Consider the following 13,855-nt stretch of genomic DNA (forward strand, 5'->3'; position numbering starts at 1 on the left):
GTACCGGGCTGAGAGGCGGTGTAAGTGAACTGTAGTTGCCATGTTTTACGGCAATGAGAGCAGAGATAGCGCTGATGTCCGGCAGTGCTTTTGCCGTTACGCACCACGCCTTCAGTAGCGGAGCAGGAAGGACATCTGATGGAAATGGAAGCCACGCAAGCACCTTAAAATCACCATCATACACTAAATCAGTAAGTTGGCAGCATTACCCAGTTCGTTTAGTGATTTCTCTTCATTCTTAAACGAAATCATGGACAGTTGTTCATAATAATCAAAAGGAAACAAAAATCATTGTAAACCATGCCATCTTTTTAGAGATTACCAGCAGAAAATTCCTTGTTCGAAATTTAGCAGTGCAAGCTATGGAAAAACTTACAACGGAACTACACTCCTTAAGTGAGATGGACCGAAGACATGTAGTCTCTATTTTAGCCGAAATAGCTAATGGCTATGATGATTTTAATGACATATTGATTTATTTAGAATTTTACCCGAATCATAAGATTCTGATATCTTAAATAAGAAAATCCCGTTCGACGTTCTGAAAAAGAAATTATAAAATATTAGCAGATACTTATTTCGTGACTATATCTTATCCGATGAACTTTTTTCAAAACCAGCATTTAATAATATCTTTGACGAAGATGAACACGTCTTTGCTCAATGTATCACACAGGAATAATAATATAACACTCAACAATAATATTTATTATAATTATGATTACTTATCACGACGCATTCGCGAAAGCGAACCATTACCTTGATGATGCAGATCTCCCGGTCGTCATTACTCTACATGGACGCTTTAGCCAGGGCTGGTATTTCTGTTTCGAAGCACGAGAATTTCTCGAAACTGGAGATGAGGCCGCGCGCTTAGCTGGTAACGCACCTTTTATTATTGATAAAGACAGTGGTGAAATTCATTCTCTGGGAACGGCAAAGCCGCTGGAAGAATATCTACAGGATTACGAAATAAAAAAGGCTACCTTCGGCTTGCCCTGACAAAATAGCCCTCTTCCCACGAAGAGGGCCGCTAACCTTAGTACCCCGCCGTTAAATCATCCACCGAGCGCGGGTCGGATGCGCCGTACAACTCACCGTCCGGCCCAACCATAATGCTTTGTGTACTGCCCATCGCCTCTTTCAGCGCCACTTTCTGACCTTTTGCTTCCAGCAGCTTGAGCGTATCCGGGCTAAACCCTTTTTCGACACGCAGCTCGTCCGGCAACCACTGATGGTGGAAACGCGGCGCATTGGTCGCTTCGGCGACGTTCATGCCATAATCGATGCTATTCACCACCATTTGCAGCACTGTAGTGATGATCCGGCTCCCGCCAGGGCTACCGGTGACCAGCCAGGTTTTACCGTCTTTCACCACAATCGTTGGTGACATTGACGACAGCGGACGTTTATTCGGCCCGACGGCGTTGGCATCACCGCCCACCAGCCCGTAAACGTTCGGTACGCCCGGTTTAGCGGAGAAATCATCCATCTGATTATTAAGCAGAATACCGCTCTCGCCCGCGACAATGCCCGTACCGAAGGTGGTGTTCAGCGTATAGGTCACCGCCACCGCGTTACCATCTTTATCCACCACTGAGTAATGGGTAGTTTGATTACTCTCATAAGGCGCAAGCTTGCCGGGGCGAATTTCGCTGGATGGCTTCGCTTTATTGATATCAATTTGATCGGCAATAGATTTGGCATAGGCTTTATTGGTCAGCGCCTGCCACGGTACTTTGACAAAATCCGGGTCGCCAAGATATTCCGAGCGGTCGGCGTAGGCGTATTTCTCCGCTTCTGCCATGATTTGCATCGCATCGGCGCTGCCAAATCCGTATTTCTTCATATCGAAGTTTTCCAGAATATTGAGGATTTGTACGATATGGATCCCGCCGGAGGATGGCGGTGGCATGGAGTAAACCTGATACCCGCGATAATCGCCACTTATCGGTGTGCGTTCGACCGCTTTATACGCCGCTAAATCTTCTTTAGTGATCAAGCCACCGTTTTTCTGCATCTCCTGGGCAATCTGTTCCGCTATCGTGCCTTTATAGAATTCGTCCGGGCCGTTTTCGGCAATCATCTCCAGGCTCTTTGCCAGGTTCGCCTGCACCAGCTTGTCGCCCTTTTTCAGCGGTTCGCCCTCTTTCCAGAAGATAGCTTTGCTGTTTTCGTGATTCGGCAACACTTCGCTACCGTAGGTTTTGAGATCGTCTGCCAAAGCATCGTTAACGATAAAACCATCGCGTGCCAGTTTGAACGCGGGCTGCACCACTTTGTTCAACGGCATAGTGCCGTACTTATCCAACGCCAGCGAGAAACCAGCGACCGTACCGGGCGTGCCGGAAGCCAGATGCGAAGTGAGTGATTTTTTGCTGTCCGGGTTGCCCTGGTCATCAAGGAACATATCGCGGGTCGCTTTAGCGGGTGCCATCTCGCGGAAATCGATAGCGGTGGTATTGCCATTTTTCGAGCGGATCAGCATAAAACCACCACCGCCCAGATTCCCTGCCTGCGGATGCGTTACCGCCAGCGCGTAGCCCACCGCCACGGCGGCATCAACGGCATTCCCGCCCTCCTTTAGAATATCTACCCCCACTTGGGTGGCAGTGGCATCGACAGACGCCACCATCCCCTGTTTCGCGCGTACCGGATGGAAGATATCTTCCTCCACGCCGTAAGAAACAGGAGGCGCGGCGACGGCGCTAAAACAACTTCCTGAGAGCAGAGCAGCAATGGCTACCCGGCGTAAAAACGTCGGTTTTATCATCGTTATTCTCCAGAGATTAAGGGGCAACCCCAGCTAAGCCTGGTATATAACTCTGAATTAATCATCGTTTTGTCGGGAAGCGAGTAAACTTAAAGGATATCTTCAGAGGAGGATACGCGATGAAACGACTTCTGATTCTTACGGCACTCCTGCCGTTTGTCGGCTTTGCACAGCCCATTAATACTCTGAACAACCCTAACCAGCCGGGGTATCAGATACCCAGCCAGCAGCGGATGCAAACCCAGATGCAAACTCAGCAAATCCAGCAAAAAGGGATGCTGAATCAGCAACTGAAAACGCAAACTCAGTTGCAACAGCAGCATTTAGAAAACCAGATAAACAATAATTCTCAGCGGGTGTTGCAGTCACAGCCGGGGGAGCGAAATCCCGCCCGGCAGCAAATGCTGCCCAACACCAACGGCGGGATGTTAAACAGCAACCGTAATCCGGATAGTTCGTTGAATCAGCAGCATATGCTGCCGGAGAGGAGAAACGGCGACATGCTGAATCAGCCCAGCACGCCGCAGCCTGACATTCCGTTGAAAACTATTGGGCCGTAAAGTTCGGACCAATCACGTCAATCGCATCGGTACAGATGCAATCCACGCCCCAGCGCAGCAACTCTGCCGCGCGCTGGGGTTTATTGACGGTATAAACCAGAATCCGTAATCCGGCGTCTTTCAACTGCATCACTCGCGCTTTATCGAGTAACTTATGATTGAGATGAATAGAGACGCAGCCCAGCCGCGCGGTCAGTTCGCGCCAGTCGTCGCGCCACTCATCAAGCAATAAACCACGCGGCAGTTCCGGTGCCGCCAGCTGTGCAGCTTCTAAAGCATCAATCTCAAACGATGACAGCAGCGGCGGCGTCATACCGGCCCACAGTTGGCGTGCCGCCAGCGCCACCATTTTGCCCGTTAATGGTCCAGTGCCAGTGGTGGGTTTGATTTCGATATTCGCCATCATCCCGTGTTCGCGACAGCGTTCCGCCACCTGCGAAAGCAACGGCAGCGGCTCACCTTTAAACGCTTTGCTGTACCAACTGCCCGCATCCACGCGCAGTAAATCCTGCCAGTTCAGTTCACCCGCGACGCCCCAGCCGTTGCTGGTGCGTTCGAGATTGTCGTCATGGAGCAGGAAGATCTCGCCATCTTTCGATAACTTCGCGTCAAATTCGATCATCTTATGACCGTATTTTGCCCCGACGTCGATTGCCGCCAGGGTGTTTTCCGGGGCCAGCTTACCGCCGCCACGATGAGCGACGATGCGGGGATAAGGCCAGTTACTCATACTCGTTGTCCTGTTTCACCATCAAAAAGATGCAGCTGATTTTCCGCCAGATGCAGCCACAGCGTGCTGCCTGCCGTCGGGCGCTCCTGATGCGCCAGTCGCACCACCAGCTTCTGCTCGCCCCAGCGTCCGTGCGCCAGGTTATCTGCGCCGAGGATCTCCAGCGTGTCCATCACCAGCGGTACGCCGCCTTCTGCCTGCGAGCTTAGCACAATATGTTCCGGGCGAATGCCGAGAGTCATTTTACGCCCGGCATACTGACGGTAGCCACCGTTTAGCGGCAGCTCAATACCGCCGTCCAGTTCGAAATGCGTGCCTTCGTTATTCACGCGGCCTGTCAGCAGGTTCATCGCCGGACTGCCGATAAAACTCGCTACAAACAGGCTGGCGGGCTTTTCGTAGACTTCAACTGGTGTGCCAATCTGTTCGGCAACGCCGCCGTTCATCACCATTACTCGCTGGGCGAGCGTCATCGCTTCAACCTGATCGTGAGTAACGTAGAGTGAAGTCGTTTTCAGGCGACGGTGCAACTGTTGCAGTTCAAGACGCATCTGCACGCGCAGCTTGGCATCGAGGTTAGAGAGCGGCTCATCAAACAGGAACACCGCCGGATCGCGCACAATCGCGCGGCCCATCGCTACACGCTGACGCTGACCGCCGGATAGCTCACGCGGGCGACGTTTGAGCAGACCGTCCAGCACCAGAATGCGCGCCGCTTCTTTAACGCGCTCGGCAATTTGCTGCTTGCCCATGCCGCGAATTTTAAGCCCCCACGCCATGTTTTCTTCGACGCTCATATGCGGATAAAGCGCGTAGTTCTGGAACACCATCGCAATCCCGCGATCTTTCGGCTCCATTTCAGTCACGCGCTGGTCGTTGATCCAGATATCGCCTTCGGTCACCCGCTCCAGCCCGGCAACCATACGCAGCAGCGTCGATTTCCCGCAGCCAGACGGCCCGACCATCACGATAAATTCGCCATCAGCCACATCAAGGGTCAGCGGTTTAATGACCTGGGTTTTGCCATCCCAGCTTTTGGTTACTGCCTGTAATTTCAGTCCTGCCATCTTATTTCTCACTATCGACCAGGCCGCGCACGAAGGCACGCTGCATCACTAAAACAATCACTACTGGTGGGATCAGGGTTAACAACATCGCCGCCATCACTGAGTTCCATTCCGTGGTGCCTTCGCCAGTGGCGATCATCCCTTTGATCCCTGCCACGGTGGTGCCGAGATCCACGTCGGTAATAATCAACAACGGCCACAAATACTGGTTCCAGCCGTAAATAAAGGTGATCACAAACAGCGCCGCCAGATTAGTTTTGGAGAGCGGAAAAACGATGTCGCAAAAGAAGCGCATTGGCGATGCGCCGTCGATCCGCGCCGCTTCCACCAGTTCATCCGGCAGCGTCATAAAGAACTGGCGAAACAGAAACGTGGCGGTCGCCGAGGCCATCAGCGGCAGCGTTAAACCGGCGTAGCTGTCGAGCATCTTCAGGTTGGCGATGACTTCCACCGTCGGGAAGATACGTACTTCAACCGGCAGCATCAGGGTGATAAAAATCATCCAGAAGAAGAGGTTACGTAGCGGAAAACGAAACCAGACAATGGCAAATGCCGAGAGCATCGAGACGGTAATTTTGCCGAGCGTAATGCTGAACGCCATCACAAAGCTGTTAAGCAACATCCGCCAGAACGGCGCGCTATTCGTACCTACCCCGTTAACCCAGATGTTGTGGATATTTTCCAGCAGATGTGTGCCGGGGATGAGCGTCATCGGCGCGGCATAGACGGCCTGTTTATCCAGCGTCGCCGCGACAAACGCCACGTACAGCGGGAAGAGGATCACCGCGATCCCGAGGATCAGCATGGTATGGCTGAATATCGTCAGCCACGGACGGTTCTCAATCATTGGTAACGCACCTTGCTTTCAACATAGCGGAACTGCACCACCGTCAGCACGATGACGAGGAACATCAACACCACCGACTGTGCGGCAGACGAAGCCAGATCCAGTCCGGTAAAACCTTCGCGGTAGATCTTATAAATCAGCGTCGTGGTGGCCTGAACCGGCCCGCCGGACGTGGCGGCGTCGATCACCGGGAAGGTGTCGAAGAAGGCATACACCAGGTTCACTACCAGCAGGAAGAAACTCACCGGGGCGATAAGCGGCAGCGCAATCTTAAAGAAGCGGCGAATCGGCCCTGCACCGTCGATGGCTGCGGCTTCGATCAACGAACGGGGAATGGAGTGCAGCGCGGCATAGAAGAACAGAAAGTTGTAGCTGATTTGCTTCCACACCGAGGCAAACACCACCAGAAACATTGCCTGACCGCTGTTTTGCGCGTGGTTCCAGTCGTAGCCGAACTCAGCGAGAAAATGGGTGATCAGCCCGCGACCGGGGTTAAACAGGAAGATCCACAATACGGCGGCAACGGCGGGAGCCACGGCATACGGCAGCAGCATCAAGGTTTGATAGAAACGGCTGCCGCGCACGATGTACTCCACCAGCGCCGCAAAGAACAGCGATACCAGCAAACCGCTGACGGTGACAAAGGTGCTGAATTTTATCGTCGTCCAGAAGGAGTCTAGATAGTAGCTGTCATGGAACAGCGTGACGAAGTTATCCAGACCGACAAACTGGCTGGAGAAACCAAACGGATCGACGCTTTGCAGCGAGTACCACAACGCTTCGCCCGCAGGCCAGATAAAAAAGATAACGGTGATGATGAGCTGCGGCGCGACCAGCAGATAAGGCAGCCAGCGCGAGCGGAACACCGGACGGGATGATGACATTACGGTTAATTCCTGAACTGTGCCGGATGCGCTTCGCTTATCCGGCCTACACGCGATGCCAGGTCAGATAAGCGAAACGCATCCGACATTACACTGATTAAGACTTCGTCGATTTCTCAAAGCGGCGCAGTAACTGGTTCCCACGCTCAACGGCGGTATCCAGTGCCTGCTGTGGTGTCTTCTTACCGGTCCACACGCTCTCCAGCTCTTCATCCACAATCACGCGGATCTGCGGCATGTTGCCCAGACGCAGCCCTTTGGTGAACGGCAACGGCGGCTTATTCAGCATCTGACGCGTCGCGGTATCCGCCCCTGGGTTTTTCTCATAAAAGCCCTGCTCACGGGTCAGGTCATACGCTGCTTTGGTGATTGGCAGATAACCGGTTTTCTGATGCCACTCGGCAGCGTTTTCTGGCTTCGCGAGGAAATCGAGGAACTTCGCCACACCGGTATACGTTTCTTTATCTTTACCCTGCATCACCCACAGGCTGGCTCCGCCGATAATGGCGTTTTGTGGCGCATCTTTCGCATCGCCGTCGTAAGGCATCATGCCTACGCCGTAGTTAAATTTGGCGTACTCGCGAATGTTGGCAAGAGAACCGGAAGAGGCGGTGGTCATCGCGCAATCACCGTTATAGAACTTCTCGGTGGATTCATCCTTACGACCGACGTAGCTGAAGTCGCCCTTCTTGTTCATCTCCTCGAGCATGGCGATGTGTTTCACCTGCTCCGGCTTGTTGAACTCCAGCACCGCATCTGTGCCGTCAAAGCCGTTGTTTTTGCTGGCAAACGGCAGACCGTTCCAAGCGCTAAAGTTTTCCAGTTGGATCCAGCCCTGCCAGCCGCTGGCGTAGCCGCACTTCATGCCGGAGGCTTTCAGTTTCGCGGCATAGTCCGCCAGATCCTGCCAGGTTTTCGGCGGCTGTTCCGGGTCTAACCCCGCTTTCTTGAAGGCGTCTTTGTTGTAATAGAGAACGGGAGTCGAGCTGTTGAATGGCTGGGAGAGTAAGTGGCCCGTTTTGCTGTCGGAGTAGTAACCGGAAACCGTCGGCACAAACTGCGACTCATCGAATTGAATCCCCGCCTCTTTAAACACGTCATATACCGGTTTAATGGCTTTCGATGCCATCATGGTGGCGGTGCCAACTTCATAAACCTGCAAAATAGCCGGAGCGTTGCCGGTACGAAATGCGGCAATCCCCGCGCTTAAATTCTGTTCGTAGTTGCCTTTATAGGTCGGTACAATTTTGTAATCCGGATTTTCGGCGTTAAAACGTTGGGCCAGAGAATCCACCTCTTTACCCAGTTCCCCTTCCATAGAATGCCAGAACGGAATGGTCGTCACTGCCTGTGCATTCCCCATTAACGCCAGTCCGAGCGCCAGTGCTGAAGCTGTATAATGTAACGGTTTCATCGTTTATCTCTCTTGTTGTACCGAATGCGCGAATTCACGCGTTTTATGCTCGCGGGGTAACATGACATGCTCGAATTACAGAAAAATAACTTTTTTGTTACATTTGTAAGATAGTAAGGTGTCAGAAAGATGACAAGGCGGTGACGGCGTGGGTGAGGGAAAATGGGAGATGGGGCACGGATAAGCGGAAAAATAGAAGGTCTGAATCAAACTCTACAGATTACTCATCGTTTCATGCCGGATGCGGCGTAAACGCCTTATCCGGCCTACAAGATCGTGCAAATTCAATATATTGCAACTCACCCAGTAGGCCTGATAAGCGCAGCGCATCAGGCAATTTTACATTTGTCACCTGTCTCAAAGGAGTCTTTTGACTCCTTATCAATCAACGTGTTATTACCCGCCTAAATACGCACTTCTCACTGCCTCGTTCGCCAGCAGCGCGTCGCCGGTATCGGAGAGCACCACATGGCCGTTTTCCAGCACGTAGCCGCGATCCGCCAGCTTTAGCGCCTGGTTGGCGTTCTGCTCGACGAGGAAGATAGTCATCCCCTGCTCGCGCAGCTGCTCGATGGTGTCGAAAATTTGCTGGATGATAATCGGCGCAAGACCGAGCGATGGCTCATCAAGTAGCAGCAAACGCGGGTTGCTCATCAGCGCGCGACCAATCGCCAGCATTTGTTGCTCACCGCCGGACATGGTGCCTGCCCGCTGAACACGGCGCTCATGCAGACGTGGAAACAGTTCATACACCCACTTTATGCGCTCCTGGAACTGGTCGCGTTCGGCAAAAAAGCCGCCCATCGCCAGGTTCTCTTCCACCGTCATCCGCGAGAAGACGCGACGCCCTTCCGGGACAATCGCTACCGCTTCGCGCATGATTTTCGCCGTCTGCCAGTCGGTAATGTCTTTATCATCAAACACAATTCGCCCGCTGGCGGCGCGCGGATCGCCGCATAACGTGCCGAGCAAGGTGGTTTTCCCCGCCCCGTTCGCGCCAATCAGCGTGACAATCTCGCCCTGATTGATATGCAGGCTCACCTCATGCAGCGCCTGGATTTTGCCGTAGTGGGCGCTGACTTTGTCAAAGGACAACATGACTTTTTCCATCTTATGCCTCACCTAAATAGGCACGGATCACGTCCGGGTTATTACGGATTTGCTCCGGCGTACCGTTTGCCAGTGGCGTCCCCTGATTGACCACGTAAATTCGGTCCGAAATTCCCATCACCAGCTTCATATCGTGTTCAATCAACAAGATAGTGGTGTTGTGATGATTGCGCAGTTCGGCAATCAGCTCATCCAGCTCTTTCGTCTCTTTCGGGTTAAGACCTGCCGCAGGTTCGTCGAGCATTAAAATCTCCGGCTGCGTCACCATGCAGCGGGCAATCTCAAGACGGCGCTGGTCACCATAGGCCAGGTTACTCGCCTGACGGTTGGCGTGTTCCAGCAAACCAATGCGCTCAAGCCAGGTCGCGGCGCGATCGAGCGCTTCGCTCTGGGCGCGACGGAAGGATGGCGTTTTCAACAGGCCAGAGAACAGCCCGGTTTTCAGTTGCTGATGCTGCGCCACCAGCAGGTTTTCAATCACCGTCATTTCACGGAACAGACGCACATGCTGGAAGGTACGCACCACGCCCATGCGGGCAATTTGCTGCCCCGGTAAACCTTCCAGATGCTGATCGCGCAGTAAAATGGTGCCTCCAGTGGGTTTGTAGAATCCGGTCAGGCAGTTAAAGACCGTGGTTTTTCCGGCACCGTTAGGACCGATTAACGAGACGATCTCCTGCGGGTACAGTTCAAGATTGACGTTGTTCACCGCCAGCAGGCCGCCGAAGCGCATCATCAGGCCGTTCACAGATAATAATGGCTGACTCATGCCTGCTCTCCTTTCGCTGCGCCATTTTTCAGCTTCAGTTGCGGGCGCGTCATGGGCAGCAAGCCCTGCGGACGCCAGATCATCATCAGCACCATCAAACCACCGAGCATTAACATGCTGTATTCGTTGAAATCACGCATCAACTCGCGCGACACTACCAGCAAAATTGCCGCCAGAATCACCGCAAACTGCGATCCCATACCGCCGAGCACCACTATCGCCAGTACAAACGCCGATTCAGCAAAGGTGAAGGATTCCGGGCTGACAAAGCCCTGGCGCGCAGCAAACAGCGTTCCGGCAAAACCGGCAAACGCGGCACTGATGGTAAAAGCGGTCAGCTTGATACGACGCGGGCTTAAGCCCAGCGAACGGCAGGCGATCTCATCTTCACGCAACGCTTCCCACGCACGCCCCAGCGGCATCCGCAGCAGGCGGTTAATGACAAACAGGCTTAGCACCACCAGCAGCAACGCCACCAGATACAGGAAGATGACGCGATCGGAGGGATCGTATTTCAGGCCAAAGAAATTACTGAACGTGTCCCAACCGCCTTCACGGGCGGTACGGCTGAACTCAAGGCCGAAGAAAGTCGGTTTCGGGATCTGACTGATTCCGTTCGGGCCGCCGGTAATTTCGGTGTTATTGAGCAGCAATATGCGCACAATTTCGCCGAAGCCGAGGGTAACGATCGCCAGATAATCACCGCGCAGACGCAGCACCGGAAAGCCGAGCAGGAAGCCCGCCGCCGCTGCCATTAACCCGGCAATCGGCAGACAAGTCCAGAAGCCCAAGCCGTAATAGTGATTGAGCAGCGCAAAGGTGTAAGCGCCGATGGCGTAAAAACCGCCGTACCCCAGCACCAGCAGACCAGAAAGACCAACAACCACATTCAGCCCGAGACCGAGGATAATGTAGATCATGGTCAGAGTGGCGATATCCACCGTCCCACGTGACACCATAAACGGCCACGCCACCGCAAGCACCAACAGCGCCACGAGGAACAGTTTCTGCTTCACCGTGGAGCCATCAATCGCGGGCAGAATAAACTTCGGTCCGGAAACGCTTTTTAGCCCTTTCTGGAAAGCCGGTCGCAAAAGCTGGAAGAAAAAGACCACCGCCGTGCCGATAAACACCCACTGCCAACGGATGTCTGAAGCCGTGTCGACCACCAGTTTGGTGCCATCCAGCTCCAGTTGCACGCCCATAAAGACGCCCGCCAGAACAAAAAACATCGCGGCAGAGAGCAGCGCCATTGCAATATGCATCGGTTTCATACTTTCTCTACCTCCGGGCGACCCAGAATACCGGTCGGCATCACCAGCAGCACCAGAATCAGCAGGGCAAATGAAACCACATCCTTATATTCCGTACTCAGATAGGCAGAAGAGAGCGCCTCCGCAATCCCCAGGATCAGCCCACCAATCATCGCCCCTGGAATGCTGCCAATCCCACCGAGCACCGCAGCGGTAAAGGCTTTCATCCCGGCCATAAAGCCGATATAGGGGTTAATGACGCCGTAGAACTGACCGAGCAGTACGCCAGCCACTGCCGCCATCGCCGCGCCAATAACAAAGGTCAAAGCAATCACCCGGTCGGTGTTGATGCCAAGCAGGCTCGCCATTTTCAGATCTTCCGCGCAGGCACGGCAGGCGCGCCCCATACGGGAATAACGAATGAAAATCGTCAGCGCCAGCATGGCGAGGAAAGTAACAATCCAGATCACTGCCTGCATGGTGGTAATAGAGGCAGAGAAGTTTTCGCTATGCCCCACCACCCACTGACCGTTAAACAGACTGGGCAGCGCCACGTCACGCGAACCTTCAGTCAGGCTAACGTAGTTTTGCAGGAAGATGGACATGCCGATTGCCGAGATGAGCGCAATCAGGCGCTTAGAGTTACGCACCGGGCGATAGGCTACCCGTTCGATACTCCAGCCGTAGGCGCTGGCAATGACGATTGCGCCGACGAATCCCGCCGCCACCAGCAGCCAGCCGGTATCAATGCCCATCATCATCAGCGCGGCGATGATCATAAATGAGACGTAGCTGCCAATCATATAAACCTCGCCGTGGGCGAAGTTGATCATGCCGATAATGCCGTAAACCATGGTGTAGCCGATGGCTATCAGCGCGTAGGTACTGCCCAGCGTGACGCCGTTAAACATCTGCTGCAAGAAATACAAAAACTGCTCAGACATAAGGTAACCTTTCTAAACCCGCCCGCATTTTACGGGCGGTGGGATGATCACTTGGCTGCCGTGGATGAACCGTCGGCGTGCCACTGGAAGACACCAAAATCAAATCCCTTAAGATCGCCTTTTTCATCCCAGTTCAGCGGCCCAATCACGGTGTTTGCACCGTTAGCTTTTAAATCTTTCACCAGCGCCAGCGGCTCATCGCTGCCAGTACGCTCAAGGGCAGTCGCCAGAGATTGCACCGCCGCGTAGGTGATCCAGACATAAGGCCCGGACGGATCTTTCTTGTCTGCTTTCAGCGCATCAACGATGCCCTGGTTTGCCGGATCCTGGTCATAGCGTTTTGGCATAGTGACCAACATGCCTTCGGCAGCATCACCGGCAATATTCGACAATGATGCGTTACCCACACCTTCCGGCCCCATAAACTGAGTTTTCAGGCCAACGGAACGGGCCTGGCGCAGCATCTGCCCCATTTCCGGGTAGTAACCGCCGTAGTAAACGAAGTCGATGTTTTCTTTTTTCAGGCGGGCGATCAGCGCGGAGAAATCTTTCTCCCCGGCGGTAATACCGTCGAAGAAGACGACGTTGGCGTTAGCCGCTTTCAGCCCGTCCTGCACCGAACGCGCCAGCCCTTCGCCATACTGTTGTTTGTCGTGAATGATGGCGATGCGCTGGGGCTTCACCGTCTCAAGAATGTATTTTGCCGCCGTTGGCCCCTGGGAAGAGTCCAGCCCGGCAGTACGCATAATGTGTTGATAACCGCGTTGGGTCAGCTCCGGGTTGGTCGCTCCCGGTGAGATCATCAGAATACCTTCGTCTTCGTAGATATCTGATGCAGGTTGGGTAGAAGAAGAACACAGATGACCAATAACGTATTTAATGCCGTCATTAACGATTTTGTTGGCGACCGCAACGGCTTGTTTCGGGTCGCAGGCGTCGTCATATTCCACGCCAACCAGCTTGTCGCCCTTAATTCCCCCTTTGGCATTAATGTCTTTAATCGCCTGACGCGCGCCGTTAAATTCCATATCGCCCCACTGGGCAATCGGGCCGGACATCGCGCCGACAACGGCGACTTTAATATCGTCAGCCATAGCGGTGTGTGAAATTGCCAGTGCAATCATCCCTGCGATGATAGTTTTCGCATTCCGTTTCATAGTCAAAAATCCCCATTCGTGATGTTGTGTTGCTTTGTTTTTATGTGTTAACAAATCAGACTGTTCTTTTTTTATACTGCACTGTTTTTGCCTGTCTGATTAAGGGTTTAGCGCAGTATTTTGTGATAATAGTGATTAAAATCCCTATCTTTCAGTCGATTAAGAACAGATAATATTCTGAATTTATTGATAGATAAACAGAAAAAAGTGCCTTTGTCAGCATAAAATAACGGCACAAAGGGCGGAATAATTCACTACCATTCAGGGGATTATGCTGGGTATTTTTCATTCTCTAATGTTTTAACTTTGTAATTATTGCTGTTAAAAAATTAATCACCTGCCAAAAG

At 53.0% G+C, this 13,855-nt stretch carries 15 protein-coding genes; 3 read left to right on the top strand and 12 right to left on the bottom strand.

The window, feature by feature from the left end; all coding sequences use genetic code 11:
* Positions 1 to 155: IS1 family transposase (locus BFF42_RS15830; RefSeq protein WP_001348782.1), on the bottom strand; the 155-nt coding region annotated here is incomplete at its 3' end.
* Between the two features lie 207 nt (positions 156 to 362).
* Here BFF42_RS15830 and yrhD point away from each other — a divergent pair.
* Together yrhD and BFF42_RS15840 are read left to right on the top strand one after the other, a co-directional pair.
* Positions 363 to 518: a protein YrhD gene (gene yrhD, locus BFF42_RS15835; RefSeq protein ID WP_133298150.1), complete on the top strand. Its 156-nt coding sequence runs from the start codon at positions 363 to 365 to the stop codon at positions 516 to 518.
* Between the two features lie 199 nt (positions 519 to 717).
* Positions 718 to 1,002: a YrhB family protein gene (locus BFF42_RS15840; protein WP_000634159.1), complete on the top strand. Its 285-nt coding sequence runs from the start codon at positions 718 to 720 to the stop codon at positions 1,000 to 1,002.
* Between the two features lie 37 nt (positions 1,003 to 1,039).
* Here the strand turns inward: BFF42_RS15840 and ggt are convergent, their stop codons facing one another.
* Positions 1,040 to 2,773: a gamma-glutamyltransferase gene (ggt, locus tag BFF42_RS15845; RefSeq protein ID WP_016243959.1), complete on the bottom strand. Its 1,734-nt coding sequence runs from the start codon at positions 2,771 to 2,773 to the stop codon at positions 1,040 to 1,042.
* 119 nt (positions 2,774 to 2,892) lie between these two features.
* On the opposite strand from ggt, the gene BFF42_RS15850 reads away from it, so the two are divergent.
* Entirely contained in the window at positions 2,893 to 3,333 is a 441-nt protein-coding gene (locus BFF42_RS15850; RefSeq protein WP_000825996.1) for a DUF2756 family protein, read from the top strand.
* Here BFF42_RS15850 and ugpQ read toward each other — a convergent pair.
* The 10 genes from ugpQ to livK all read right to left on the bottom strand — a co-directional run bounded on the left by ugpQ (position 3,320) and on the right by livK (position 13,508).
* On the bottom strand, positions 3,320 to 4,063 hold the full coding sequence (gene ugpQ / locus BFF42_RS15855; RefSeq protein WP_000073588.1) for a glycerophosphodiester phosphodiesterase: 744 nt from the start codon (positions 4,061 to 4,063) through the stop codon (positions 3,320 to 3,322). The genes BFF42_RS15850 and ugpQ overlap by 14 nt on opposite strands.
* On the bottom strand, positions 4,060 to 5,130 hold the full coding sequence (gene ugpC / locus BFF42_RS15860) for a sn-glycerol 3-phosphate ABC transporter ATP binding protein UgpC (RefSeq protein ID WP_000907808.1): 1,071 nt from the start codon (positions 5,128 to 5,130) through the stop codon (positions 4,060 to 4,062). The genes ugpQ and ugpC overlap by 4 nt, the downstream gene beginning before the upstream one ends.
* Before the next feature lies 1 nt (position 5,131).
* Positions 5,132 to 5,977, bottom strand: coding sequence for a sn-glycerol-3-phosphate ABC transporter permease UgpE (ugpE, locus tag BFF42_RS15865; protein WP_000572164.1), 846 nt, complete (start codon positions 5,975 to 5,977; stop codon positions 5,132 to 5,134).
* Complete coding sequence (gene ugpA, locus BFF42_RS15870) at positions 5,974 to 6,861, bottom strand: sn-glycerol-3-phosphate ABC transporter permease UgpA (RefSeq protein WP_000099285.1); 888 nt, start codon at positions 6,859 to 6,861, stop codon at positions 5,974 to 5,976. The genes ugpE and ugpA overlap by 4 nt, the downstream gene beginning before the upstream one ends.
* Positions 6,862 to 6,958: 97 nt before the next feature.
* On the bottom strand, positions 6,959 to 8,275 hold the full coding sequence (gene ugpB / locus BFF42_RS15875; protein ID WP_039059617.1) for a sn-glycerol-3-phosphate ABC transporter substrate-binding protein UgpB: 1,317 nt from the start codon (positions 8,273 to 8,275) through the stop codon (positions 6,959 to 6,961).
* Between the two features lie 396 nt (positions 8,276 to 8,671).
* Positions 8,672 to 9,385, bottom strand: coding sequence for a high-affinity branched-chain amino acid ABC transporter ATP-binding protein LivF (gene livF, locus BFF42_RS15880; RefSeq protein ID WP_000416883.1), 714 nt, complete (start codon positions 9,383 to 9,385; stop codon positions 8,672 to 8,674).
* A gap of 1 nt (position 9,386) precedes the next feature.
* Complete coding sequence (gene livG / locus BFF42_RS15885; RefSeq protein ID WP_000082101.1) at positions 9,387 to 10,154, bottom strand: high-affinity branched-chain amino acid ABC transporter ATP-binding protein LivG; 768 nt, start codon at positions 10,152 to 10,154, stop codon at positions 9,387 to 9,389.
* On the bottom strand, positions 10,151 to 11,428 hold the full coding sequence (gene livM, locus BFF42_RS15890; protein WP_000803797.1) for a branched chain amino acid ABC transporter permease LivM: 1,278 nt from the start codon (positions 11,426 to 11,428) through the stop codon (positions 10,151 to 10,153). Before livM ends, livG begins: the two co-directional genes overlap by 4 nt.
* Complete coding sequence (gene livH / locus BFF42_RS15895; RefSeq protein WP_001295111.1) at positions 11,425 to 12,351, bottom strand: high-affinity branched-chain amino acid ABC transporter permease LivH; 927 nt, start codon at positions 12,349 to 12,351, stop codon at positions 11,425 to 11,427. The genes livM and livH overlap by 4 nt, the downstream gene beginning before the upstream one ends.
* A gap of 47 nt (positions 12,352 to 12,398) precedes the next feature.
* Positions 12,399 to 13,508, bottom strand: coding sequence for a high-affinity branched-chain amino acid ABC transporter substrate-binding protein LivK (gene livK, locus BFF42_RS15900; protein ID WP_000827696.1), 1,110 nt, complete (start codon positions 13,506 to 13,508; stop codon positions 12,399 to 12,401).
* Positions 13,509 to 13,855 lie beyond the last annotated feature (347 nt).

Source organism: Shigella sp. FC1661 (genome assembly GCF_001712525.1).
Lineage (GTDB): Bacteria > Pseudomonadota > Gammaproteobacteria > Enterobacterales > Enterobacteriaceae > Escherichia > Escherichia coli.